This is a genomic window from Psychrobacter sp. I-STPA10 (assembly GCF_021012795.1).
Taxonomy (GTDB): domain Bacteria; phylum Pseudomonadota; class Gammaproteobacteria; order Pseudomonadales; family Moraxellaceae; genus Psychrobacter.
In genome coordinates this window covers 21,107-47,045 of sequence record NZ_VFYU01000015.1, presented here as the reverse complement: position 1 = coordinate 47,045, position 25,939 = coordinate 21,107, and the positions used below count along the sequence as shown (strand labels likewise).

General features: G+C 40.6%; 21 protein-coding genes, 4 tRNA genes and 1 CRISPR repeat array (1 of these 26 only partly in view). Of the genes, 13 read left to right on the top strand and 12 right to left on the bottom strand.

Annotation, left to right across the window (positions count from 1 at the left end; genetic code table 11):
- Positions 1–13 precede the first annotated feature (13 nt).
- The 3 genes from tilS (at position 14) to FHK89_RS07065 (ending at position 3,334) form a co-directional block, all read left to right on the top strand.
- Positions 14–1,771, top strand: coding sequence for a tRNA lysidine(34) synthetase TilS (tilS, locus tag FHK89_RS07075; RefSeq protein WP_230658522.1), 1,758 nt, complete (start codon positions 14–16; stop codon positions 1,769–1,771).
- Between the two features lie 133 nt (positions 1,772–1,904).
- Positions 1,905–2,696, top strand: a complete 792-nt coding sequence (gene proC / locus FHK89_RS07070) for a pyrroline-5-carboxylate reductase (protein ID WP_230658806.1) — start codon at positions 1,905–1,907, stop codon at positions 2,694–2,696.
- A gap of 68 nt (positions 2,697–2,764) precedes the next feature.
- Positions 2,765–3,334 (top strand): YggT family protein, encoded by a 570-nt coding sequence (locus FHK89_RS07065; RefSeq protein WP_230658519.1) that lies wholly within the window; start codon positions 2,765–2,767, stop codon positions 3,332–3,334.
- 222 nt (positions 3,335–3,556) lie between these two features.
- Here FHK89_RS07065 and FHK89_RS07060 read toward each other — a convergent pair whose 3' ends face one another.
- Positions 3,557–4,360 carry a hydroxymethylpyrimidine/phosphomethylpyrimidine kinase gene (locus tag FHK89_RS07060; protein ID WP_230658516.1) on the bottom strand — a complete coding sequence of 268 codons (804 nt, stop codon included), beginning with the start codon at positions 4,358–4,360 and terminating at the stop codon, positions 3,557–3,559.
- A 264-nt stretch (positions 4,361–4,624) separates the two neighbouring features.
- Between FHK89_RS07060 and FHK89_RS07055 the strand changes: the two genes are divergently transcribed.
- The 4 genes from FHK89_RS07055 (at position 4,625) to FHK89_RS07040 (ending at position 6,464) form a co-directional block, all read left to right on the top strand.
- Positions 4,625–4,714: transfer RNA gene (locus FHK89_RS07055), tRNA-Ser, on the top strand.
- A gap of 163 nt (positions 4,715–4,877) precedes the next feature.
- Positions 4,878–4,954 (top strand) — tRNA-Arg (locus FHK89_RS07050).
- A gap of 265 nt (positions 4,955–5,219) precedes the next feature.
- Positions 5,220–5,849 carry an RDD family protein gene (locus tag FHK89_RS07045; protein ID WP_230658513.1) on the top strand — a complete coding sequence of 210 codons (630 nt, stop codon included), beginning with the start codon at positions 5,220–5,222 and terminating at the stop codon, positions 5,847–5,849.
- A gap of 135 nt (positions 5,850–5,984) precedes the next feature.
- A complete protein-coding gene (locus tag FHK89_RS07040; protein WP_230658511.1) occupies positions 5,985–6,464 on the top strand; it encodes a hemerythrin domain-containing protein in 480 nt (159 codons plus the stop codon).
- A 137-nt stretch (positions 6,465–6,601) separates the two neighbouring features.
- Here FHK89_RS07040 and panD read toward each other — a convergent pair whose 3' ends face one another.
- The 9 genes from panD to FHK89_RS06995 form a co-directional block, all read right to left on the bottom strand.
- Positions 6,602–6,982, bottom strand: a complete 381-nt coding sequence (gene panD / locus FHK89_RS07035; RefSeq protein WP_230658508.1) for an aspartate 1-decarboxylase — start codon at positions 6,980–6,982, stop codon at positions 6,602–6,604.
- 133 nt (positions 6,983–7,115) lie between these two features.
- Positions 7,116–7,700 (bottom strand): aminoacyl-tRNA hydrolase, encoded by a 585-nt coding sequence (pth, locus tag FHK89_RS07030; RefSeq protein ID WP_230658505.1) that lies wholly within the window; start codon positions 7,698–7,700, stop codon positions 7,116–7,118.
- 182 nt (positions 7,701–7,882) lie between these two features.
- Complete coding sequence (locus FHK89_RS07025) at positions 7,883–8,575, bottom strand: 50S ribosomal protein L25/general stress protein Ctc (protein WP_230658502.1); 693 nt, start codon at positions 8,573–8,575, stop codon at positions 7,883–7,885.
- Positions 8,576–8,902: 327 nt separating this feature from the next.
- The gene (locus FHK89_RS07020) at positions 8,903–9,856 is read right to left on the bottom strand and encodes a ribose-phosphate pyrophosphokinase (RefSeq protein WP_230658499.1); all 954 of its coding nucleotides are present in this window, start codon (positions 9,854–9,856) and stop codon (positions 8,903–8,905) included.
- Positions 9,857–9,954: 98 nt separating this feature from the next.
- Positions 9,955–10,030: transfer RNA gene (locus FHK89_RS07015), tRNA-Gln, on the bottom strand.
- A gap of 224 nt (positions 10,031–10,254) precedes the next feature.
- A tRNA-Gln gene (locus FHK89_RS07010) sits at positions 10,255–10,329 on the bottom strand.
- Positions 10,330–10,501: 172 nt separating this feature from the next.
- Complete coding sequence (ispE, locus tag FHK89_RS07005) at positions 10,502–11,461, bottom strand: 4-(cytidine 5'-diphospho)-2-C-methyl-D-erythritol kinase (protein WP_230658496.1); 960 nt, start codon at positions 11,459–11,461, stop codon at positions 10,502–10,504.
- A gap of 98 nt (positions 11,462–11,559) precedes the next feature.
- A complete protein-coding gene (gene lolB / locus FHK89_RS07000) occupies positions 11,560–12,258 on the bottom strand; it encodes a lipoprotein insertase outer membrane protein LolB (RefSeq protein WP_230658493.1) in 699 nt (232 codons plus the stop codon).
- A 98-nt stretch (positions 12,259–12,356) separates the two neighbouring features.
- Entirely contained in the window at positions 12,357–14,333 is a 1,977-nt protein-coding gene (locus FHK89_RS06995; RefSeq protein ID WP_230658490.1) for a tetratricopeptide repeat protein, read from the bottom strand.
- Between the two features lie 420 nt (positions 14,334–14,753).
- On the opposite strand from FHK89_RS06995, the gene hemA reads away from it, so the two are divergent.
- Complete coding sequence (hemA, locus tag FHK89_RS06990; RefSeq protein WP_230658487.1) at positions 14,754–16,121, top strand: glutamyl-tRNA reductase; 1,368 nt, start codon at positions 14,754–14,756, stop codon at positions 16,119–16,121.
- Between the two features lie 290 nt (positions 16,122–16,411).
- Positions 16,412–17,557, top strand: coding sequence for an aminotransferase class V-fold PLP-dependent enzyme (locus FHK89_RS06985; protein ID WP_230658485.1), 1,146 nt, complete (start codon positions 16,412–16,414; stop codon positions 17,555–17,557).
- Between the two features lie 120 nt (positions 17,558–17,677).
- Here FHK89_RS06985 and FHK89_RS06980 read toward each other — a convergent pair whose 3' ends face one another.
- Positions 17,678–19,333: an AMP-binding protein gene (locus FHK89_RS06980; RefSeq protein ID WP_230658482.1), complete on the bottom strand. Its 1,656-nt coding sequence runs from the start codon at positions 19,331–19,333 to the stop codon at positions 17,678–17,680.
- 258 nt (positions 19,334–19,591) lie between these two features.
- Between FHK89_RS06980 and FHK89_RS06975 the strand changes: the two genes are divergently transcribed.
- On the top strand, positions 19,592–19,777 hold the full coding sequence (locus FHK89_RS06975) for a hypothetical protein (protein WP_230658479.1): 186 nt from the start codon (positions 19,592–19,594) through the stop codon (positions 19,775–19,777).
- A 27-nt stretch (positions 19,778–19,804) separates the two neighbouring features.
- Here the strand turns inward: FHK89_RS06975 and FHK89_RS06970 are convergent, their stop codons facing one another.
- Positions 19,805–20,560 carry a CPBP family intramembrane glutamic endopeptidase gene (locus FHK89_RS06970; RefSeq protein WP_230658476.1) on the bottom strand — a complete coding sequence of 252 codons (756 nt, stop codon included), beginning with the start codon at positions 20,558–20,560 and terminating at the stop codon, positions 19,805–19,807.
- 256 nt (positions 20,561–20,816) lie between these two features.
- On the opposite strand from FHK89_RS06970, the gene FHK89_RS06965 reads away from it, so the two are divergent.
- From FHK89_RS06965 to FHK89_RS06955, 3 genes are all read left to right on the top strand, one after another.
- The gene (locus tag FHK89_RS06965) at positions 20,817–21,008 is read left to right on the top strand and encodes a hypothetical protein (protein WP_230658474.1); all 192 of its coding nucleotides are present in this window, start codon (positions 20,817–20,819) and stop codon (positions 21,006–21,008) included.
- A gap of 200 nt (positions 21,009–21,208) precedes the next feature.
- A complete protein-coding gene (locus FHK89_RS06960; protein ID WP_230658471.1) occupies positions 21,209–22,057 on the top strand; it encodes a hypothetical protein in 849 nt (282 codons plus the stop codon).
- Positions 22,058–22,457: 400 nt separating this feature from the next.
- Positions 22,458–24,608, top strand: coding sequence for an NADPH-dependent 2,4-dienoyl-CoA reductase (locus FHK89_RS06955; RefSeq protein ID WP_230658468.1), 2,151 nt, complete (start codon positions 22,458–22,460; stop codon positions 24,606–24,608).
- A gap of 426 nt (positions 24,609–25,034) precedes the next feature.
- Positions 25,035–25,939: a CRISPR direct-repeat array (repeat unit 28 nt; unit sequence GTTATCCATCGCATAGATGGTTTAGAAA) (it continues 1,223 nt past the right edge of the window).

Below are 25,939 nucleotides of genomic sequence, written 5' to 3'. Positions count from 1 at the left end.
ATTGAGTTTATTTATGCCATTATCAGAATCTCTTTTATCAGAACTCCCTTTATCAGAGCTTTCTTCTCAAATACAGCAACCCATGCAAGCAGATGCGACAGCTAAGCCATTGCAATCAGCATTGTTAGCGAGTATGACAGATTATCAGCAAGCATTGCATGGTCGGCGGATTTGGCTGGCGTGTAGTGGTGGACGAGATTCGCTGAGTTTGGCAGCGATTTGTCAGCAGCTATATAGAGCAGGGCAGTTACCATTTTTGCCGCAGTTATTGCATGTCAATCATGGTATGCAGGCGGCTAGTGATGCTTGGGCGCAGCAAGTAGAGCGGTGGGCGCAGCAGCAGCACATACCGTGTCAGATATTATCAGTTAAAGTCGATGGGGATAGCGAACAAGCAGCAAGAGATGCTCGTTATAAGGCAATAATGGCAGTGATGAATCAGGGTGATGTGTTAATGTTAGCGCACCACAGTGATGATCAGGCAGAGACAGTGCTGATGCGTTTATTTAATGGTGCAGGGGTAACAGGATTGGCAGGTATGCAGGCTTGGACAAAAAAACAACGGCAAATACCAGTGTCATCTTCATTATCTTCAGCAGCAGTTAGCAAAGATATCTATCTTTGGCGACCGTGGTTACAGGTCAGTCGGCAGCAAATTACAGATTATGCCAAATCGCAGCAGTTAAATTATATTGATGACCCAACCAATGTAATGGTGTTAAACCAAGCACAGCAAGCCCAAGCCCAGATGCAGCAGAGTGAGGCAAATCAAGGTAATGAGCAGTATCAAGGTAATGATAGAGCATGGCTACGTAGCGTGTTACTGCCACAGATTCATAGCCGTTATCCTAAAGCCAGTGACGCCATCGCTCGTAGTAGCCAGTTATTACAAGATGCCAGTCAAATTATAGCTGAGCAGGTACAAGATGACCTTGCTATGCTCAGTGTAGCCAATAGTGATTCATCTAATTTATCCGATTTATCCGTTTTATCCGATTTATCAACACGACAACTACAATCTATATTAAGCATTGATAAGTTACAGACATTATCTACTGCTAGGCAATCTGCTGTTATCCATGCTTGGCTAAGCCCACATGCGTTAGATTTATCTGCATCAAAGCAACTGGTAGATCAGGTACTGGCGTTGAGTCAGCGCACAGATGGCGATCATCAAACCTGCTTGTATTGGCATAGTGGCAGCCATGGCTATCAGATACGCCGTTATCAGCAGCAGTTATACCGTTTACGCAGTGAGTGGTTACAATGGCTTGAGATACTGCCAAGTGTGCAGTATAAATCGCTAAATAGTATGCAAAACTGTGCTAGTGATAAAAACTATCATACTCAGCAGTCCTATTGGATTTTAAAATCCGCAGCATGTGGTGGTGGAGTGATTGAATGGCAATTGCATGGGGCTGATGCTTTATTAGAGGCATTACAAAATGGACAACATAAACAGCAACAGCTCGTTATCGAAGCATTACCCAAACAATTGCCCGTAACATTGGCAGGGCGTCGGGGACGTAAACAAGGTAAAAAACTATACCAAGAATTACAACAACCCACCTTTGCTCGTCCTTCAGTGATGTTGTGTTCATTACAAAATGCAGAGGAATATTATCAGCCATTATTTATAGTGAGTGCGTTGGGACAGAAAACTATTCATGTACTGCAAAATGAATATAGTGCTGTGCTACTTAATTTAGTGAACTCTCAGCAATTATATACTAAGTTTGTATGCCAAGATGACAGGGCGAGCGATGACTAAAAGGGTGGGCTTATGCTACACTTAGCGACATTTTTGTGATGACCATATTTTTTTAATAACAATAAAGAAAGGAAAAACCATTGTGAATGATATATTAAAAAATAAAAAAATCTGTTTTGTGGGTGGTGGTAATATGGCACAAGCACTCGTTAGTGGGCTATTGGGCAAAGGTATCATACCCAAACATGTGACTGTCATTGATCCTAATGAAGACAAACGCCAATACCTTGCGAGTAAAGGTGTTAATACCACGACACCACAGCAAGCAACAGAAAAAGCATTAGTAGAAGCCGATGTCATTGTATTGGCAGTTAAACCACAAGTGATGCATAAGGTAGTGGCTGATTTTGCTACTGTGCTAAAAGAACAACTGGTTATCTCTGTGGCGGCGGGATTATCAACACAAGCGATTGCTGCTATGCTTGGTGGCTATCAAAATATTGTGCGTGCAATGCCCAATACTCCAGCGATGATTCAGATGGGGGCTACAGGTATGTATGCGACAGATGCGATCAATGATAGCCAAAAGCAGTTGGCGACAGAAGTGATGGCAGCCTCAGGTTTGGTATTGTGGGTAGAGAATGAAGCACAGATGCATGCAGTGACTGCCGTATCAGGCTCAGCCCCTGCGTATGTGTTTTATTTTATTGAGTCCATGGTCGATGGTGCTATAGAATTAGGATTGGATCGTAAACAAGCGACAGCTTTGGCAATGCAAACCGTTTTGGGTGCAGCGCAGATGAGCATCACCAGTGATGAGACACCTGCTCAGCTACGTCGCAATGTCACCTCACCCAATGGCACCACCCAAGCTGCCATCGAGTCGATGCAAGCCAATAATGTCGGTGAGCTGATAGCACAGGCAATGCAAGCATGTTATAAACGTAGCGAGCAAATCAGTTCCGAGATGTCATCACAGACTTAAACCAGTAGTTTAAGAGTTAAGGTCTGCAAAATAAAAAGTTGCGATTAATCAAAAATGAGAAAATGTGAATGCACGATATTTTAAGATACTTATTTGATATGGTCATCAGCGTTGCAATGTTGCTGATTTTTATCCGTTTTATGCTACAGTTTGCAGGAATAGATAACAAAAATCCGTATGCCATGCCTGCCTATAAAGCCACCGAAGTGGTTGATGTGTTTGCGCGTATTTTTCCTACGGTGGGTGATGGTCGGGTCAGCTTAGCAGCCATTGTATTGATGTTTTTGTTACGTCTGATTGATATATCAGGATCAGCAGCACTGGCAGGACAAGGTGTGTCTCCTATTGAGCTGTTTTTTTATGGCTCACTGACTTTGATTCTAGACTTTTTGAGTATGTGTCGCTACTTGATTATCGCCTCTATTATTATCAGTTGGATTGTGATTTTCACCCAAAAAATGCATCCAATTTTGGGTATTATCATGCAGTTGGCTGAGCCAATCTTAGCACCATTTCGTCGAATTTTACCCAACTTAGGTATGTTGGATTTATCGCCGATTATCGCCTTTTTTGTTATATATTTGGTAGAAGAGGTTGTGACTGTGGTGGCTCAAAATATTGTACCAATGTTAGGCTAAATATAAGATTAAACTTAGACTCAGATTAAACTTTATTTGTGCATACAACACAAAGGCGTATCAGATGGTGACTGGTACGCCTTTGTTTTATCTAGAGCATTTATTTTAGCTAGGTCATTTGTTTCATCTAAGTTAGTTGTTATCTAATGCCAATTCTGATGGCAATATGCTATAAATATAAAAACTGCATAAGTCCTAATAAACAGCAATGCCCACTGCTAGCTATGGACAGGAATAATTAAAAAAACGATTGGGAATAAGCTGAGCTTTTGGATCCTCTGGATGTGGCACGTCCGCTGCTGCCAATACTTTGGCAATCCAATTATCTGCTGCTTGTACTGCCGCTATTAACTCATCACCCATCGCCAGCCTTCCTGCCAAATAACTGGCTAACGTACAGCCAGAGCCATGAAATTCTCCTGCCAATCTATTGATAACACTGTGGTATACCATCTCACCTTTAACATATAGATACTGGTCAATATCCCCAGAATCAAAATCATGTGAGGTTTTTACTAAGACAGCATTTGCCCCTTGTGTGCAGAGTTTTTGTGCGCCAATGTGCAAATCCTCTTCTCCTGATAATGCCCGTAGCTCATGGGTGTTTGGAGTCAGCAATGTGGCATAAGGCATCAGCTTTTGGAAGGCTTGTACTAATGTGTCTTTATCACCCAAACTACCACCACTGTTTGCGACCAATACGGGATCTAACACATAAGGTATGTCTGTGCTGATAATCTTTTGTGCAAACAGATCAGCCATCATCTCAATGATATCCGTACTGGCAAGCATACCTGACTTAATCGCTCGTACAGGTAAGTCATCAAGCACTGCCATTGCCTGTTTTTTGACCAACTCTGTACTGCATGCCTCAAATCCATAAACTTGCTGTGAGTTTTGTACCGTGATGGCAGTGCAAGCAATCGCGGCATGTGCACCACTAGCACCGATGGCCTCGATATCGGCTTGTAAACCAGCACCACCAGAAGGGTCTAACCCAGAAAAACATAAAACAACTGGACGCATAAAAGTCTCCATTTTTTTGTTTGTTATGAATTTTTATCAATAATAAATGCTGAGGTAATATGCTAAATTATTAGACATTATCGTATCATTTAGCTGATTAGTCGCTTAAAAATAACTTTTTACAGTTAAGTTGCAGATAAAAACCGACTAACCCTTGCATTTTACTTTTGCTTTGTTATAATACTCGCCCACAACATGATGATGGTGAATAAGTATTAACGTATGTTATCATATTTATTCATATCTACTATATTGTTGTTGCTTGGTGAAGTGGGTGAGTGGCTGAAACCGCACCCCTGCTAAGGGTGTATACGTTGACGCGTATCGAGGGTTCGAATCCCTCCTTCACCGCCATTTATCTTATGATTGATAATAGAGAAATCTACTCTTTTATCTAATAAAAGATAAACTAAAATGGTTGACATAGTGAAAATAATCACTATAATAGCCATCCTGTTATCACACATTACATAATAAATTATGCTAATTTAGATAACAAAAAATGCTTTAGCATTATGCGCCCGTAGCTCAGTTGGATAGAGCACTTGGCTACGAACTAAGGGGTCGGGAGTTCGAATCTCTCCGGGCGCACCACTTATTATTTATTTTATTGTTTGTGTATTCATACAACCTAAAATAAAACAATTGAATCGCCAGTTTTTAACTTCGGCGATTTTTTTGTGTCTAAAATTTACCAGTTTATCGCAATCCTTCATATAAAGTGGCACAGTTCCAGTTTGTATGAAGGGTTGGTTTCTCTGGGTTAGAGTTGTTATAATCCAACGCATATCATTTCTCACATAATATAACTTCCTCATAAGGCTATTGATACGCCTGACTTTTTAGGTAGCCATCTTATATGCAGACCTCTCATAAAAAAATACCCAATGAGCCAACCATTGCTCGTGCCAGTACACGTATGATTGCCATTGTTTATGATGGCATGCTGATATTGGCATTGTTATTTTTGGTGGGGACGGTGTTAACTGTGATTGGTACGATGTTGACAATGGAGACAGGGGTAAGCTCAGATCAAGCGCGTGCGCTACCCAAATGGTATCAAAATCTGGTGATGACACCTGCTTTTATTCTAACCCTCATTGGCTTTTATGGGTTATTTTGGCGGCGAGGTGGGCAGACATTGGGTATGCAGACATGGCGTTTAAAAACTGTCACCGCTGATGGTCATTTGCTCACTTGGGGGCAGAGTGTCAAGCGTATTTTATCAGCCTGTGTTGTGCCTTTATTGTGTGCGTTAGTGGCTGGAATCTTACACGGTTTTTCTGACCAATCTCGGGCGGTTATCTTAAGCAGTGCCTTTTTTGGGCTGATTTTTAATTATGTTTTTTGTTTATTTAATCGCCGTGGTTTGGCAGTACAAGATATATTATCCAATACGGTAACACTAAAAATGCCTAAGATTGAGCATGAGAGTCTGTGGCAATCTTTTAAAAACCGTAAATCCTCTCAAAGCAAGACAAAATCCTGAATAAGAATGGCTTGCATTACTCACATTTTGATATAAAAGCAATGCTAAAAGCTGACAGTATCAGGTAAAAAAATTGCTATATTGGTGAGTGTATTATTAGTTATATGACAATAATCAAATGAATGAGAGGAAGGTATGAGCAAGCAGGTCAATGTCGATTTAAATCAAGATATTTTTGCCGCATTAATTGCCAATCATGAAGTACAGCGTGATATGTGTGATCGACTCGAAAAAGAAACGGATCTTGCGAAACGTAAAGCAATATTTGCTGAGTTAAAACTGGAGCTACATGCACATGCTGCCGCTGAAGAGCGTCATTTGTATATGCCTGTAATGCAGCACGATGAGGGTCTGGATTTGTCTCGTCATGCCATCACTGAGCATCATGAGATGGATGAGATGATTGAAACCTTAGAAGATGGTCGGGTGAGTGCAGACACTTGGAATGAAACTTGTGCAAAATTGATTGATAAAGTACGTCATCATCTCAAAGAAGAGGAAAATGAGTTTTTTGGTGAAGCCAAAAAGATTTTAGATGATGATTTGCAGCAGCGTTTGGGTGCTTTATATCAAGTTGAGCACGAAGAGTATGAACAAGCGCATGCCGATGAATAAGTGCTTATTTAACCGAAATGATATGATCCTGAACGTTTTTTGACTAACATGAGCTTACAGTACAAATATAAAAAGCCATTTACCATAGTGTAAATGGCTTTTGCTTTATTGGGTTAGAATAAAAAAAGGCAAAAGCTTTATGCTACCTGTACAGGAATAACATTGGCAGTGTCTTTGACAGTATTGTCTTCATTACAATAGACCAATTTTGGTTTGTGGTTATCCGCCTCAGATTCGTCCATTTGGGCATACGCACAGATGATAACGATATCACCTAAATCTGCCATGTGTGCCGCTGCACCATTTAGTGAGATGATGCCAGAGCCAGCCTCAGCACGAATGGCATAAGTACGAAAACGTTTGCCGTTATTGACATTATAAATGTCAATGGACTCATTTTCTCTAAGTCCTGCCAAATCTAGCAAGTCACCATCAATGCCACAAGAACCTTCATAGTGTAGGTCGGCATGAGTAACACGGGCACGGTGCAATTTGCATTTAAGCATCGTAAGTTGCATAAGTATTTCCTTGATAGGTGCACAAAGAGGGAGAAAAAATAACATTGGCTGTGTAGTAAAGTTAATGGCGGTAAAATTTAAAATTTAAAGTCAGCATGATATTTTCACTGTATACCATACTTATTTGGTTTATTTATTCTGCTAATTTAAAGCCATTAATATGATTACGGGCTTTGTCCAGATCACCAGTAATGAGTGGCTCAATAACGCTGTGGGCAGCATCTAAGGCTGCCATAATGGCAATCTGATCATCAGGGCTTGGTTTGGAGAGTACATGCCCACTGACCTTTGATTTATGACCTGGGTGTCCGATACCAATACGCAGACGATGAAAATCATTGCCAATATGGGGTGTGATGTCTTTTAGACCATTATGACCACCGTGACCACCGCCAGTTTTTAGCTTAATGCTGCCCGCAGGGATATCTAGCTCATCATGGGCAATTAACAGTTGGTTGTTATCAATATCATAAAAGTTTGCCATGGGTACAACAGCTTGTCCTGATTTATTCATAAAAGTGACAGGCAGTAACAATCTGACATCTTGCCCACAGATACGCCCTCGACCTGTTAATCCATGGAATTTTTTATCCATACTCAAATCGATATGGTATTTTTCAGCCAGTTGTTCAATAAACCAAAAACCTGCATTGTGCCGAGTTTGGCTATATTGTGCGCCTGGATTTCCCAGTCCAACGATAAGCTTGAGTGGTTGCATATAAGCCTCGTTATTGTTGTAAATGATAGCAATTCACCAAAATCACTGTCTATATAGGGCAGTTTTTTGGTTTTTTGTTGGGCTCAACATCAAATTTTAGATAAAAAATAAAGGCATATAATATGCCTTTATTTTTAACATGAACAGCGAGATATTAGCTAACAATGAAAGTTAAACGACAATTACTCGTCGCCATCATTGTCGCTGTCATTACCTTCACCGCCTTGCTCAGTGGCTGGTACTTCATCAGCATCAACTTCATCTTCACTTGGCTCATCAACTTCTTCAACAGTTGGTGGCTGCATGTTGACGATGGTACGGTCAGTACCGTCTTCTAGCTCAAGTTCATAGATAACCACGCCTTCTGGCAGGTTGATGTCTGACATGTGGTAAGAATCACCGATTTCCATACCTGATACATCAATTTCAAGATATTCAGGCAGCTTTGATGGGATACATACGATTTCGATATCCGATACCAAGGTAGATAGAATACCACCATCTTTGGTACCTGGCGCATCTTCTCTGCCAGTAAAATGCACAGGAATGTTCATGTGAATCTTCTGACCTTTAACGATACGCTGAAAATCAACATGCATCGGGAAGCCTTTGGCAGGATGGCGTTGTAGATCTTTGATAACTGCTTGATACTCTTCACCATCGGCATTGATGGTTAAGATGTTTGAGAAAAATGCTTCATTATCAAGCAATTTAACCAACTCATTGGCACGAATGGCAATGGCGGTTGGCTCTTCGTTACCACCATAAATAATGGCAGGTACAAGATTTTGTTTGCGCAGGCGGCGGCTCGCACCTTTGCCCTGCTGTTTTTCGCTACGGGCAATACCCGTTACTGTATATAATGCATCACTCATAAGAGTATCCTTTATTAATCTAAATGAGATACCATAATAGGATGTTTGCGACCAACATTCCTATTATGGCATCGAGAAACTTGGTATTAACTCATTGCTAATAAACCAAGTGAATTATTTTATATCTTGTCTATAAAGCACGGTATTGATTGAATATTGACTTTATGATAAATAAGACAAAATAAGAGACGGAATTATACGTGAATTATTTATTTAATTCAATAAAAACCCGCCCTCACATTTGAGGGCGGGTTTTTATCTGTTACTTGTAATCGCTTACCAAGTAGCCGTTGATATTATGCTGTTAATTGATAAATATTGCATGGATTAACCAATGTATTCAAACATGGCACTGAGTGACTCTTCGTTATTAATCCGACGTAAACTTTCAGCCAGCATAGAAGCAATACTGACTTGACGTATTTTATCGCAAGCTTTGGCTTCGGCTGTTAATGGAATGGTATCGGTAACCACAATTTCATCTAATGCTGAATTACGAATATTATCTAAGGCATTACCTGATAATACAGGGTGGGTAATGTAACCTAATACGCGGCGAGCACCGTTGTCTTTTAACGCTTGAGCTGCTTTACATAGCGTACCAGCGGTATCGACCATATCATCGACAATCACACAATCACGATCACGTACATCACCAATAATATGCATCACTTGTGATTCATTGGCACGCGCACGGCGTTTATCAATAATAGCAAGCTCAGTGTCACCGAGTTGTTTTGCCATGGCACGTGCACGCACCACACCACCCACATCGGGTGAGACAACCATTAGGTTTTCATAATCTTTTTGTAATAAGTCACGCAGTAGTACAGGCGTGCCATAGATATTATCGACTGGTATGTCAAAAAAACCTTGAATCTGATCTGAGTGTAAATCTACCGTCATTACTCGGTCAATGCTGACGATATTAAGCATATCGGCAACCACTTTGGCAGAGATGGGAACACGAGCGGAGCGAGGACGGCGGTCTTGACGTGCATAGCCAAAATAAGGCATCACAGCAGTAATGCGACCAGCACTAGAGCGACGTAGCGCATCTGCCATCACCATGATTTCCATCAAGTTGTCATTGGTGGGGGCGCAGGTGGGTTGTAAGATAAATACATCTTTACCACGAACGTGTTCTTTGATCTCGACAGCAATTTCACCGTCAGAGAATCGAGTAACGTCGGCTTTACCTAAAGGAATATGTAGATGATCGGCAACAGTTTTTGCAAGCTCAGGATGGGCATTACCCGTAAAAATCGCCAAATAAGGCATGACAAAAGTCCTATTAATTGACTCAAGCAGCAGCTGCTAAGCAGTAGATAACTGCTCAATATAATATGAAAAGGTGTGAACGCAAAAGAGAAGAAAAATGGCAGGGGTAGCTGGACTCGAACCAACGGATGTCAGGATCAAAACCTGATGCCTTACCAACTTGGCTATACCCCTGTAACTTAGAAACTGAATACTTAGCATATTTCAAAATATATTTTGAGAATTTGCTATGAAGCTTCCTATTCTATATGGTGGCGTTCGTTGCGAACTATACCGAACTTCTGACAGTGTTGTCAATTATCCTGTTACTATTTGGTGAATTACTAATCAAAATAGTAAATATCATTCACTCATTATACCAGTTTTTATACAGGATTAACTGATTTATCACTTAAAAATGGCAGGGGTAGCTGGACTCGAACCAACGGTGTCAGGATCAAAACCTGATGCCTTACCAACTTGGCTATACCCCTATATGGGCGACCTATTATACATAGGAATTTTTTTATTGCAAGGGTTTTTGCCTAAATTAAGCTAAATATTGCTTAAAAAAGATACTGGCACACATTTACTGAGAAAATCAGTAGCTAAACTATTTATTATTTATAGAGTGAGTCATTAATATCACACTATCACATGATGATCTTATTTACTTGAAACAATTTTTGCAAGACAAGGCGCATTGGTGAGGACAGTTTGTATTTGTTCAAGATGTGGCTCACGAAATGGCAAATACACACAGCTACCTGAGCCAGTCATACGGGCGGTACTGTTGCTGATGTGCTCAAGTGTACGTAGAAAATCTAATGCTTGCTTGACTGAGGGAGCAAGCTGGGTAACCACTGGCTCAAATACATTGCAATAGGGTGGCTGTAAGTCAAATAAATAGTTATCACTGTTTTTTTGTATATCAGTCAATGATAATGGCGGCATATCACGGCATAAATCATGATGGCTAAATAGTTTTGCAGTACTGATATGTGCTTTAGGACAAAGGAGTAAATAGTGCTGTTTAGGTAAATTGATGCAGCTTAGTTGTTCGCCAATGCCTTCAGCAATGGCATCTTGCCCAAAGATAAAAATGGGCACATCTGCCCCAATTTGTGCCCCAATGTTTAGCAGATTTTGACGGTTGATATTTAATTGCCATAATTGATTGAGTGCAATGAGGGTAGTTGCTGCATTGGATGAACCACCACCCAATCCTGCACCAGTAGGTAGGTTTTTTTTAAGGTGGGTCGTGATAAAAGGCAGGCTATCAGGTAAGCGGTTATGTTGGTGCAGCCATTGTAGGAGTTTAATCGCTGCTTTGATGATCAGATTATCTTGTGGTTTTTCGGTTAGCTGTTGTGCACAATGCAGGTCAATGGGTAAGGTAGATGTTTGTAGCAATTGTATCGGCTCAAAATGCTGCGATGATGTGCAAAAGTTGAGCGTATCTCCCCAATCTAATAGCCGAAATACTGTCTGTAAGTCATGATAACCATCATGGCGTTTCGCCACAATATGCAAAAATAAGTTGATCTTTGCAACGCTGGTCATCTGTAACTGTGCGCTTGAAGCCACAGTTGCTTTAGTTGTGAGAGATTGAGAGATTTGGTTCACAATGCGACAATGATCCTTTTGTTTATGATTATCAGTGAATGTTTTTAGGTTAACTGTTTAAAATTAACTATCTTGTTGTTGCTTACGCTACAGGCAAATCATGAATCATGGTTAATGGTCATGACAACTTTGTGACCATCTTGCTTTTGTACTGTGATCGTACTGGGGAGTTGACGTAGGTTTTTACCTACTTGTTGAGTGTCTTTATATTCAAAGCTTGCTACCCATTCACCATTGGTTGCACTGGTTAATTGCTGGTTGTTATTAAAATTGATATCACTGTCTGAGGGAGCAGGGCTGCCAGATATCCAGTAAGGAAGCTGTGAGATGGGTGCTTGCCAGCCAGTGGCTTGCTGCAATAGTTCTTCTGGACTAGTAGCGGTAATCGTCCCCGTTTTGTCACTGACAAGTGTTGCGGTTTGCCCATTATATTCTATCACTGTATGCCCAATGCCGAGTGCCCCTGTGAGGTCAATGGCAAAGCGATCATCGTCTTGTGCCCATACATAAAAGGCACTGCCAGATTGTGCATGCGGCTCTATGTTTTGTGGAACAATGACACCAATTTTACCACGGATATTAAAGGCTTGTAGGCGGTTGGGTGTTTGGATATCATGGAGAACAGGTGTGGTTGTCGGTGTGCCCATCGAAGCAGGTGTTTGGCAGCCAGTCATAACACTGATACTCAGTAGTGAGACCATACCCAATAAGGCAATACGAGTGGCAGCACGACTGTTTGGCGGCTGCATGATATTTGTTATTGGGGTAGATTTTTGTTTAAGTGAAGGCTGTGGCATATATGAGTTACTCATGATCAAAGTTAAAATAGGTTGGTACTGATTGGCAGTTTTAAGATTGCTAATGACTAAAAATTGCTAATTGTTGATGGCGGTTATCAATAAGATTGCACTTGATCACTGATGTTTTTTTGACCAAAAGCAAAGCGACTTTGCAAGTCTTGTAGTAATGTTTTGACCTGTGCATCATTTCCTAGACCTTGGTAGGCTCGTAATAACAATACCCCTGTCTCTAATGTGGGCAACACTTCGTAGGGCGTAGATAGATAGTCAATGACTTCTTGGTAATGTGCTTCTGCAAGGGCATTGGCTGCCAATAAGTTTAATGCTTGCAGATAAATATCACTGCGATATCGGGGATCATCATAGGCAATATTAATCAGTTGTCTGGCAATATTCAAGCTCTCATCAACATGGTGTTGTGATTTAAATAGCAAGGTGGCATAGCTGAGCTGATATTCTGTATTTTCAGGATCTAATAGCATGAGCTGAGTTAAAAGGGCATGTTTTTTTTCATAGTCTTTTTTATTGTCCAATAGCTGTACTTGAGCAAATAAAATATCACTATTATCAGGATGGTTAGCACTGGCAGTAGCAAGCACCTGTTGGGCCTCATCAAGCTTGTCTAGTTGTCTTAGTATTTCTGCTTTGAGTACCGCACTTTCGGGCGCAAACACATCAAATTGTGCGCTAAGCTTATCTAAGGTAGCAATCGCAGCTTCAGGATCATTATTGAGGAGCTGTATGGCAACGACTTTACGTCGTGCTGCCAGTACTAAGTTTTCTTGCATGACTTTAGATAGATATCGCTCTGCTGCGGCATAATTATGCTGACGCTCTGCACTGATACCAAGATAATAATAGGCTTGATCCAAATAATAAGGTGAGGCAGCCAGAGATAATAGCAAGGTATCTGCTTTGGCATAAGCACCGACATCAATACCGACCAACGCAGCAAGGAGGGTGATTTCTTCATCATTGCTAAAGTGTGTATGTGCTTCTTGTAGTAGCTCCCACCCTTGTGTTGTCTGTCCTTGTGCCAAACGATAGCGTATCTCATAGAGATATAGCCCTTTGCGATCAGGCAGGCGTTTGCGCTGGTCGCTGATATACTTGATGACATCAGTAGGCGATTTTAAGCGTTGTAATATATCGGCTTTTAGGGTAATAAATGGCACACTATCAGGGAGTATTTTTAGGGCATTGTTGATATTCACCAAAGCCACTTCTGGTTGATTAAACTGTAATTGCAACCCTGCTTTCATCACCAAGATAGAGGGATTTTCGTGATTGGGTAGGGCTTGTAAAATTGCCAATAATTGCTGTTGATCGCTTGGTTTATTTGGATAAATACCAATTAATATCTCACTTAAATCCGCCTGTGGATCATAGCTGAGAATCTGACTTAAAGCCTCACCAGCCACTTCATATTTGTGTGCCTTTAATGCCAAATGTGCCACAAAAAATTGGGCAGGAATGTGATCAGGATTTTGCTTTTGCCATGCTTGTGCAAATGCCAAAGAATCTTCTGTTGATTCATATTTTAAAGACAGTTTTAGCGCGCGCTCAAAAACGGCTGTTGCTTCATCATTAAAGGACTGCTGTTTATATATGTTCAGTGCTTGCTTAATATTGCCCCGATCAACATCAAATTCAGCCATTAGTAAGGCATACAAACTTGGCTGATGGTGCAGTGAATGATCGTCTGTAGAGGTTAGCAGCTCATTATCAGGTTGTTGTAGTAATACAGAATCATCTGCCAGTGGGTCTTGTATATTGGTAGTATTATCTATTGGTGCATTTGGATCAGGCATGGTACTAGATGACTCATTTTGCGTGTCTTCTTTTGTGTCTTCTTTGGAGTAAGAAGGCAGTAAAATACGCAATAATGAATCAAATATGTTTGCCTGAGCATTTGGGCTATATAGGCTACCACTGACAGCCAGACAGATACCCAATAGCAATGGACGTAATAGACGTTTATTGGCTTTGGTATACTGACAGTGGTTTTTTTGTATTCTCAGTAATGGTTTGTTAGAGAATATACGATAAGCCGACCAGTTTGATAGAAGCATAAGTTATTACAAAATTGACAGACTAGTCACATTATATAAGTCTTGACCATAGATACAATAGGTAACTTGTTAACAGTAACTACCAGATACTCACTGTTTGCCAGAGAGACTGTTAGAGTCATTGCTAGAGACGTTGCTCAAATGATTGTTTAAGTAATCGCTCAAATGATTGGTGTCAGATAAGAGCAGATAATCGTGATATTAGTTATGCGGTTTATGTGATTTTGCAATGCGATTGCTGGCTTGATTTAGTAATAGGATGAACTCATTATTTATTCAATGCTATAATTGACAGCTTTTACTTTAGCTCAATTTTGTTAAATCATATTTTTTATAATAAATATTCATTTAATTTTTGTGTTGTTAGCTGTTTATATCAATGGCAACAACACTCTAACCTAGACATGGTCTTTTTGGCTTATGAGATTAGTGGTCATTGGCGTTAATCACAAAACAGCACCTGTTGCCTTACGGGAGCGACTTGCCTTTGTGGGCGATGATTTGACTACAGCCTTGCAGCAAATTGATCAGTTTACAGATGGCAGCGTCATTGTCTCCACCTGTAATCGTACTGAAATCTATGTGTTAGCTCCGTTAGTATCTGCTAGCCACAGTAGTAATGTCAGTATGAATGCCAAGCAACAGTCAACTTCTGTTATCCATTTTGGTCAAGGACGTGAGGCGTTAGTTGGTACAACAGTGAATCGTTTGATTGATTGGTTGGCTAATTTTAAAGGGGTGGCACGTAGTGATATAGAGCCTTATTTATATACTTACGTGACCTCGCAAGCATTGACGCATTGGCTACGTGTGGCGGCAGGGCTTGATTCAATGATTTTGGGTGAGCCACAGATATTTGGGCAAATCAAACAAGCGGTGGTACAAGCGCAGCAAGCACAGCAGATGTCCAGTGAAATGCACTGGGTCATTGAGCAGATTTTTGGGGCTGCCAAACAAGTGCGTAATGATACTGAGGTTGGTTCACAGGCAGTCTCGTTAGGCTTTGCAGCCGCCAAGTTGGTGACGCAGATATTTGATAGACCTGAGCATACCACTTTGCTTGTCGTGGCAGCAGGAGAGATGAATCGGCTGGTTGCTACTCACATTGCAGAGCTTGGTGTCTCTCGAATTATTATTTGTAATCGTAGCCCAGAGCGGGCGCAACTACTAGCTGAGCAGTTAGCCAGAGCAGGAAGGCATATTGAAGTTTATCCTTTAACGCAGTTGGCTGAAGTCTTACCACAGGCAGATATTGTCAGTAGTTGTAGTGGTAGTATGGATACGTTAATTGATAAAGCCATGACACGACATGCACTAAAAGTAAGGCGTTATCAGCCGATGTTGATGGTGGATTTGGCAGTACCTCGTGATATTGAGCCTGCCATTAGCCGTATGGATGATGTGTATTTGTATTCTATTGACGATTTGCAACATGTCATCGAAGGTAATCTGGAGCAGCGTCGTCAGGCAGCGGTTGAAGCAGAGCTGCTGGTGAGTCATCTGGTGGTGGAGATTGAGCACCGCTTTCAAGTACGCCAAGTGGGTAGCGATATTCAAACATATCGTTTGCGTGCCAATGAACATGCACAGAAGCTACTTGCTGAGTCACTGCGTAAACTTGAGCAGGGCAATCTACCTGCTGAACAAGTCATGAGTGAATTGACCCATAGGCTGACGCAAACATTGACCCATGCCCCTTCAAAGCTGATGCGTACGGTGGCTCGTGAAGGAGACAGTGAGTTGGTTGCTTTGGTGGTCACCGCGTTAAATGATGCGTACCGCCATTAGGATAACTAACCTAGCAGCCAGTTAAATATAAAAGTAAGCTAAATACTAAAAATCAGTTATGCTATGCTCAGATATGGGCAAAATCCATGTTATTAGAGAAACGTCAAAAATTTGCCTAGAATGTCATAGACAAAATAATTAAAGATTTAATAATTGCACGCCAGTATCAGTCAATCTATAAAACATAAGCCAGTATTTATCTTGTATCTTAACTGTGTTTTAGTTATGTTTTAATTTAATTAGATTGTATAACCCATAGATTTTTATAATCACTAGATAAGGAGTATCTTATGCCAGCATTATTATCCAATATCGACCCTGACGGATTATTAGAATATTCGGTGGTTTATACCGACCGTGCGTTAAACCACATGTCGCAAGTCTTTCAACAAGTGATGCGTGATTTATCGAGCAACCTAAAAGAAGTGTATCAAGCCGATGCCGTTGCCATTGTGTCAGGCTCAGGTACGTTTGCGATGGAAGCGGTCGCGCGTCAACTTGCCAATGATAAAAACTGCCTTGTCATTCGTAATGGTTGGTTTAGCTATCGTTGGACGCAAATCTTAGAAAAAGGCAAAATCGCCAAATCCAGCACCGTATTAACAGCCAGTCGTCAAGAAGATGAGGTTGAAAATGGTGAACCTGCCCCCTTTGCGCCAGTCGCGATTGAAGAAGCAGTGGCTGCCATTAAAGAGCAAAAGCCAGATGTGGTCTTTGCCCCACATGTTGAAACTGCATCGGGTATGATACTGCCAGATGACTATATCAAAGCCTTAAGTGAGGCGGTGCATAGCGTGGGCGGTTTATTGGTCATTGACTGTATCGCCTCAGGTTGCATTTGGTTAGATATGAAGGCATTGGGGATTGATGTCATTGTGTCAGCTCCACAAAAAGGCTGGAGTAGCACCCCTTGTGCTGGCGTGGTACTATTTAATGATACGGCTGTAGAGCGTGTAGAAAATAGTGAATCAGACAGCTTTAGCTTAGATTTAAAACAGTGGCTAAATATCATGCGTGCCTTTGAAAATGGCGGTCATGCGTATCATGCGACCATGCCTACTGATGGTTTGCGTCAATTCCGTGATGTGCTGCTAGAGGCAAAAGAATTTGGTTTTGAAAACTTGCGTGATGCACAGTGGGAGCTTGGCAACCGTATCCGTGATTTGCTAGAGGATAACGGCTTTGAAAGTGTCGCAGGGGAAGGCTATCAAGCCCCTGGTGTGGTGGTTTGTTATACCGATGATGATGACATTCATAAAGGTAAAGCCTTTGTCGAGCAAGGCGTACAGATTGCCGCTGGCGTGCCGCTACAATGCGATGAACCTGCTAACTTTAAAACCTTCCGTTTGGGCTTATTTGGTATTGATAAGCTCAAAGATGTCGATGGTGCGGTAAGCCGTTTTGAGGAAGTGTTGAAAAAGGTGCTTACAAAGTAACATTGCACTTTTTAGCTACTAACTGCTAAATAAAAAGGTGGGCTGTTTAGATAGCCCACCTTTTTTGCAACCCAAATTAACAATAACCTTATTAACGACAACTTGTTAAAGCTCAAGCTTTTAATGCTTAACCTTTGGCTCTTCGTGTGCCAAAGATTTGGCAGCTTGTCTTAGCTCAAATTTTTGTACTTTACCCGTACTGGTTTTGGGAGTTTCAGCAAAAATAATATGCTTAGGAACTTTAAACCCTGATAAATGCTGACGGCAATGCTCCAGCACCTGTTCACGCTCTAGACTGCAACCCTCAGCAATCTCAATAAAGGCAACTGGGATTTCACCCCATTTATCATGAGGGGCGGCAACCACTGCACAACTGACGATTTCGGGCATTTTATATAAGATATTTTCCACCTCAATACTAGAGATATTTTCACCACCAGAGATGATGATGTCTTTTAGCCTATCCATGATTTTGATATAGCCATCAGGATATTTTACCCCCAAATCCCCTGTACGGAACCAGCCATCAAGAAATGCCGCTTCGGTATTTTTACGGCTTTTTAGATAGCCTTTCATCACCATATTACCACGCAATGCCAGCTCGCCCATCTCTTCACCATCAGCAGCCACAGGCTCGGTTGTGCCTTGTTTAAACACCTCAAAGCCTGCCATCAAATGCGATACCACCCCTTGACGTGACTTTTTGGCGGCACGTTCAGAGATGCTCAGCTCGTTCCATTCATCATGCTCAGCACATAAAGTCACTGGACCATAAACTTCGGTTAGCCCATAAACGTGGGTGATATGAAAGCCGATATTTTCCATTTTCTCTAGCATAGACTCCGATGGTGGTGCACCTGCCACCCAGCCTTTAACTTTATGGCTGATGGCATTTTGTAGGCTGGCATCACCACTGGCAATCATATTATGCACCACAGGGGCAGCACAATAATGGCTAACTTTATACTTATCAATTAAACGTAAAATCAAATCCGCGTCAATCTTACGCAAGCACACATTTACCCCTGCTCGCTCAGCTATTGTCCAAGGAAAGCACCAACCATTACAGTGAAATAATGGCAATGTCCAAAGATAGACAGGGTGCTTGGGCATATCCCAATCTAGCACATTAGAGATGGCATTAAGGGCTGCCCCTCGATGATGATACACCACACCTTTAGGGATACCAGTGGTGCCAGAGGTATAATTTAGAGCGATAGCGTCCCATTCATCATCAGGTTTTTCCCAATTATCTAACTTATCACCACTGGCGACCAATGCCTCATAGCTCATTTGTCCAAAAGCTGGACGCTCAATAGCCGAGTCAGTGGCGTGAATGAGGATTAAATCTGGGAAAGTTTCTTCAATTACCTCGACAAAACGGGCAAATTCACTGTCCAAAATCAGCACCTTCGCCTCAGAATGCTGTAAGCAAAAGGTTAGGGCATTGATATCCAAACGGGTATTTAGAGTAGATAACACTGCCCCTGCCATCGGCACTCCAAAGGCAACCTCAACCATGGCTGGTACATTGGGCAACATCACTGCCACTGTATCATTTTTATCAATCCCCAATTTACGCAGACCATCGGCAAGCTGACGGCAACGGGTAAATGTCTGCCCCCACGTTTGCGTTAGCTCATTATGTTGTAGGTCATCATAAATAATGGCAACTTTATCAGGATAGATAAATGCACTGCGTTTAATAAAGTCAATGGGGGTAAGTGGTTGAAAATTGGCAGGAGTCTTGCTCAGACCAGTATGGAAGTCTGTCATTGGATAGTCCTTTATCTAAATACATGATGAGTGTGTGGATTAATTGCAAGGCATGATTATAGCCTATTTTCTGTATAAAACAAAAGGGGGAGGCTAGGAGGGGGTTGAAGTTAAGTTATTGTTAATATTGGAGTTATTTATTAATATATTGGAAATATTTGTGTCAATTTTTCACAATCTAAAAAGTTTATTTAATATGCCTGTCACCATTTGATTTTAATATTTTTATACAAAAGCTTATATTAGGGAGAATGGGTGATGAAAAACAAAAAAATAGATTGGTTTTTTCTTAGCTTAATAACGGTCATGATGGTGATAGTGGGTTATCTGTTCTTTGAGAATATCTTATTAGCCATCATATTTGGCTTGGCAGTAGGGGCAGGCAATGCTTGGTTTTTTTCTAAAAAAAGTGATAAGGATAATAAATCTGAAAAGGACGGTTAAAGTATGAACTTGCTTTAGCATGTAATGTCATGGTCTTTTTAGTTTATAAATATAATAAGGCAAATAAAAACAGACGACCACAAGCTCAAATAGTATAAATGCCGTCGTAAATAAGCTGTTGGTATCTCCAGCCTGTAAAACCTCACCACCAATGAGATTAAAATCCCATAGCCAATGAAAAATCATCAGCGGAATAATGCTTTGTATTTTTATTCTAACCAATGCAAAGAAAAGTCCAGCAATAAAAGTCATTGCCAGTTGCATTAACATACCTGAAACTTCTAACCCTGCAACCACATTCACTGAATGTAATAAAGAGAATATAACGGCACTGACCCATAATGCTTTAATTTGGCTGTCTTTGAAAAAAGCAGAAAATACAATACCCCTATATACCAGCTCTTCTGAAAATCCTACCAATAACGTGGTGATACCAACAACAGTAAATAGTTGCCATTGTTGAGCTGAGATTTGAGCTTGGCTCATAAAACTTGTCATGGTAAATAAAATCACTATAGCCGTTATTGCCATTGGTAATAGCCACGCTATATTTTTCTTATCAATCTTGGTAAAGCCTAATTGTTGCCAAGAAAAAAACTTAACACTCATGACCACAGCAAATAAGGTCATGATAATTTCAAACCATATCAATGTTTTAACCATTGCAGGATTATCATAAGATGTGCCATTAATATGAAATGCGGTGTACATACCCAAACCAATTAATGCTGTATAAATGATGGCAGTGAATATACTGACTTTTTTAAGAGATAATTTTTTCATATTTATTGGCTATGATGTGGAGAAGGACTGGATAAAATACCATTAATATTTTGAGTATTTTGTAAATAATGATATCACAAATCAGCCAAAAATCATAGAAAAATTAAATATTATTATCAATAAATTTAAATATTTAATGGTCGGCTTAAGGTGAGGTTATTATATTAATAATAGTCCCAACACGTGTTTAATATATATATAACTATTTGATTTTAATATTTTTATAAATAAATATTTATATTGAAAGGGATAAGTGATGCAAAATAAAAAAATAGATTGGTTTTTTGTAATCTGGATAACCGCCATGCTAGTCATAGTAGATTATTTGCTATTTGATGACATATTAATGGCGATTGTACTTGGACTGGCGATAGGGGCAGTCAATGCTTGGTTATTTTCTAAAAAAAGCGATAAGGATATAGCAAATAAATCTGCAAAGAATAATTAGAATCTATATACTTTGTGATGCTGGCTCTTTGCTGAAAACCTCTATGTTATAGTCTATTTACTATAAATCAATCACGCAGTTAGCTACACTTACATTGGTTGTTGTTTAATAAGTGAGAGAGAGATAATATATAATAATTTAGATATATGAATAGTTATGACAGTAGATGGATTGAGGTATGATAAGGAAGGAGTTTGCTAGTGGCTTTAATAAATATTGAAGGAAGAGAAATAGATATAAAGGACATTGCTTCAGTAAAGAGAGGGAATACATTTATTGGAAAATTACTTAAATTTTTATCTTATGTAGTTTTTGCTATATTATTTTTAGGTATCTTAGGGTTTATTAGCATTTTTTTTGCTATTGTCATGGCATTATTTAGTTGGGATTGGACGCCAATAGAAAACCTTAAACAATATAGTTTTTTTGAAAACTTATTTTTTGATATATTGGTGAGAATAGTTATAATCATAATTTTTGGGATGTTTTTTGGTTTTCTTCAAATGAAGTCAGAAGATAAGGAGAGTTATCTTGAATTAAAGATAAAGGACAGTAATGGGAATATTTTTCCGTTTAAAACTATAGGGCAATACTGGGTAATTGATAAATTATATAAGCAAATAAGAAAGGATGATAATGGTTTCAAAACGCCATATTGGGAAATAAATGATAATTACATAAAAATTGGAAATGATACAATCAAGATATCTGAAATACAATCATTTTCATATAAAAAACCAGTTTTATCCAATCTTTTAAGCATTTTTTTATTATTATGTGGAGTATATAGCTTATGGTCTTTGTTGTCCGTGATTTGGGAGACTGATTTTAGTTATTTCATTCAGGTTGTGTCAGCTAGCCCTATATATGGTTTTGGTTGGTTGATGTTTACTATACTTCCTTTTTGGATGATATATGAAAACCAAAAAACAAGTCATAAAATAGTGATCGTGACAAGTGGAAGTAAATATAGTAAGGTATTTTTGGGGTCTTCTAATAAGTTTATGATAAATGAGTTATTGAGTCTTTTAACTGAAAGAATAAAATAGTATTAATTTAACCATATTACTTATAATCACAAAAATTAATTTTTAGTATTTCTAGGGTTTGTTGAACATTTATCTTCATAGGACAAATTTAGTCAATTTTTATATGAAAGTAAAAAGTAGATATATCCTTTGTAGATATTAGCCTAATGGGGTGAAAGTTCAACAGACACTACTAAAGGATGTATGTGTTGCAACTTACCTAAAACACATTTTTTCTTAAATAACATATTCTCTTGAATAAAAATAATCCCCTCTTTTTCGTTCACTCATCAGTCGTTTGTAGCAATGGCTGCTAACAAATCCAATATGATACGATGGATTACTATTTTATGGTGCAACTATTATGCACCAAATACCCTCATACCGTTAGACACCATTAAAGTTAAATAAGGACATTGCTATGGCAGCCGTCGCTACCACCACAGCACAAAAAATCACCACCACTGACATTGAAGAAAGTAGCTCCCCTTATCCACACATTCTTGCACCATTAGATTTGGGTTTTACTACCCTAAAAAATCGTATTGTTATGGGCTCAATGCACACAGGGTTAGAAGACCGCTTTTATAACTATGGCAAGCTAGCCGCCTACTTTGCCAGACGAGCTGAAGGTGGTGTAGGTATGATGATTACAGGCGGTATCTCGCCCAATCGTGAAGGTTGGTTACTGCCTGCTGGTGGTACGATGAACACCAAAGCAGACGTGCTAAACCATCGCCGAGTCACCCAAGCGGTGCATAAACACGACAGCAAAATCATCATGCAAATTCTGCACAGTGGACGCTATGGCTATCACCCATTTTCAGTATCCTCAAGTGCCATTAAATCACCAATCACCCCATTTAAACCACGTAAAATGAGCATCAAAAACATTGAGCAAACCATCGAAGACTATGCTCGTTGTGCCACACTTGCCAAAGAGGCAGGCTATGATGGCGTGGAAATCATGGGTTCAGAAGGCTATCTGCTCAATCAATTTTTATCAAGCCATGTCAATCAGCGCAGCGATGAATATGGTGGTGATATTTATGCCCGCATGAAGTTTCCATTAAATGTGGTGCGAGCAGTACGAGAGGCAGTCGGCTCAGACTTTATTATTATTTTCCGCCTATCGATGCTTGATTTGGTCAAAGATGGCAACGTCATGGACGAAGTCATCACCGTTGCTAAAGCACTAGAAGAGGCAGGTGTGACTATTATCAACACAGGCATTGGCTGGCACGAAGCTCGAGTCCCTACCATTGTCACCAGTGTACCAAGAGCTGCCTTTGTGGACTTTACCCATGAGGTCAAAAAACACGTCAGCATTCCTGTGATGGCGTCTAACCGCATTAACATGCCAGAGACTGCCGAAAATATTCTTGCACAAGGACAAGCCGACCTTATCCAAATGGCACGTCCATTTTTAGCAGACCCCGACTGGGTAAACAAAGCCAAAACTGGTGACACCGACCGTATTAATACCTGTATCGCCTGTAACCAAGCCTGTCTTGACCATACTTTCCAGCACAAACGCTCAACCTGTCTGGTCAATCCGCAAGCCTGTTACGAAACCGAGCTGGTGTATAAAAAGAGCAAAAAACCACAAAAAGTAGCCGTCGTTGGTGGTGGTGTTGCAGGTATGTCAGCGGCAACGGTGGCTGCCAAACGAGGACATGACGTTACTTTATTTGAAGCCAGAGACGTATTAGGCGGACAATTTAACTACGCCAAAGTCGTCCCCGGCAAAGAAGAGTTTTTTGAGACCATTCGCTACTTTACCACTGAGCTTGCGCATCAAGGTGTCACCATACACCTCAACACCAAAGTTGATAAAGCCTTACTTGATGACGGTGGATTTGACCATATCATTATTGCCACAGGGGTTGTGCCGCGTAGCCTAGCAGGTCGCCTCGAAGGCGCAGAATTGCCGCAAGTTATCAGCTATGCTGACTTACTCTCTGGCAAAAAAACAGTGGGACAGACTGTTGCCGTTATCGGTGCAGGGGGCATAGGTTTTGACGTTAGTGAATACCTAACCGCCAATCACGGACAGCCATTACATGAGTTAGGTGAAGAGACGCTAAAAGACCCCGACTATCGACCCACACCGCAGCCTATTGAAGATTGGCGAGAAGAATGGGGCGTCACCCTAGATAGCGACTATCAAACCGATGGTGGACTGGTGAAACGTGAGCCAATCACCCCAGTTCGGCAAGTCTATCTGATGCAGCGCAGTGCAGGGCGACTCGGAGCAGGGCTTAACAAAACCACAGGTTGGGTACACAGAGCGCATATCAAGTCGCATGGCGTTATCCAAATCTCAGGTGTGCAGTACGAGAAAATCACTACCGAAGGCATCTGGATTACCAACCCGCAAGGACACAGTCAACTATTGCGAGTCGATAGTGTGGTCGTCTGTGCAGGGCAAGAATCCGTTAATGAGCTGATGCCCAATGTTGCTGATGCGCCTAATGCAGAATACCACCTTATCGGTGGAGCAAAACTGGCAGCCGAACTCGATGCCAAACGCGCCATTCGTGATGGCGCAGAAGTTGCCGCCGCTATTTAAAATGGCGTAAAGTGGCTCAATAAGTTTTTTGTAGCCACTCCTGCCGACCGCTATTATCTGCCAGACTAGGCGAGGCGGTGACACGGTTTGGGGCGTTCCATCTAAGCGAGCGACCACCCCAAAACCTAGCCACCGCAACTCGCCTAGCCCGACAGGATAACCGCTAGCGTCAGGGCTAGCGGTCACATCTGAGTACTTACAACCATTTATCGTAGTTTGTATTTTGCTTATGGTTTTCGTTTCCAACCAAACCTACCTTACCCACCTTACTCATTTAAGCGACCCTAGCAAAATACCCTTTTTTTTACGCCTATAAAAATAATAATTAAAATCAATAACTTGAAAACAAAGAAAAAATAGAAGGTAAATTAAGGTTTTTTACCTTGCATACCTTGTTATTACTGACTTTTTAACGCTATAATTCTAGTTATCCATCGCATAGATGGTTTAGAAATGTTGATGCATCAATGACATCTAAAGCTGCTGGTTATCCATCGCATAGATGGTTTAGAAACTAAAGCCTATGCCATAAGAGGTGTGGGTGACGTTATCCATCGCATAGATGGTTTAGAAATATTTCGCCATTTCGCGCGCGTATGCGGTTTAGTTATCCATCGCATAGATGGTTTAGAAATGTGATGTCTCCAATTTTGCGCACCACATTGTGTTATCCATCGCATAGATGGTTTAGAAAAATTGACGCATGTTTGCAGAAGAAAGCGTGGAGTTATCCATCGCATAGATGGTTTAGAAAAAAATATTTTTTGACAGGAATCTTATTAGACTGTTATCCATCGCATAGATGGTTTAGAAAACGAGCAAAAACGATATTCATCACCTAGCCCCGTTATCCATCGCATAGATGGTTTAGAAACATTGTTGGCATATCTGAAACCCTATCATCAAGTTATCCATCGCATAGATGGTTTAGAAAATACTATGACAAGGCAGACCGCCCACTGGTTGGTTATCCATCGCATAGATGGTTTAGAAATGAGCACGATATTGTTACTCCAGCGACTCCAGGTTATCCATCGCATAGATGGTTTAGAAATTGCTACCACCGGCAACACCATAAGTATTGTTGTTATCCATCGCATAGATGGTTTAGAAAATAGCTACCCGCTGTTCCTCAAGTTGCGGCGCGTTATCCATCGCATAGATGGTTTAGAAAACCACTGCTTACTGGGGTGGCGAAACTTCCAGGTTATCCATCGCATAGATGGTTTAGAAAGTTTGATGTATTAAAAGACCCGTCCGCTTATTGTTATCCATCGCATAGATGGTTTAGAAAATCTGCTGTAAGTTTGCTGACTCGGATTTGCCGTTAT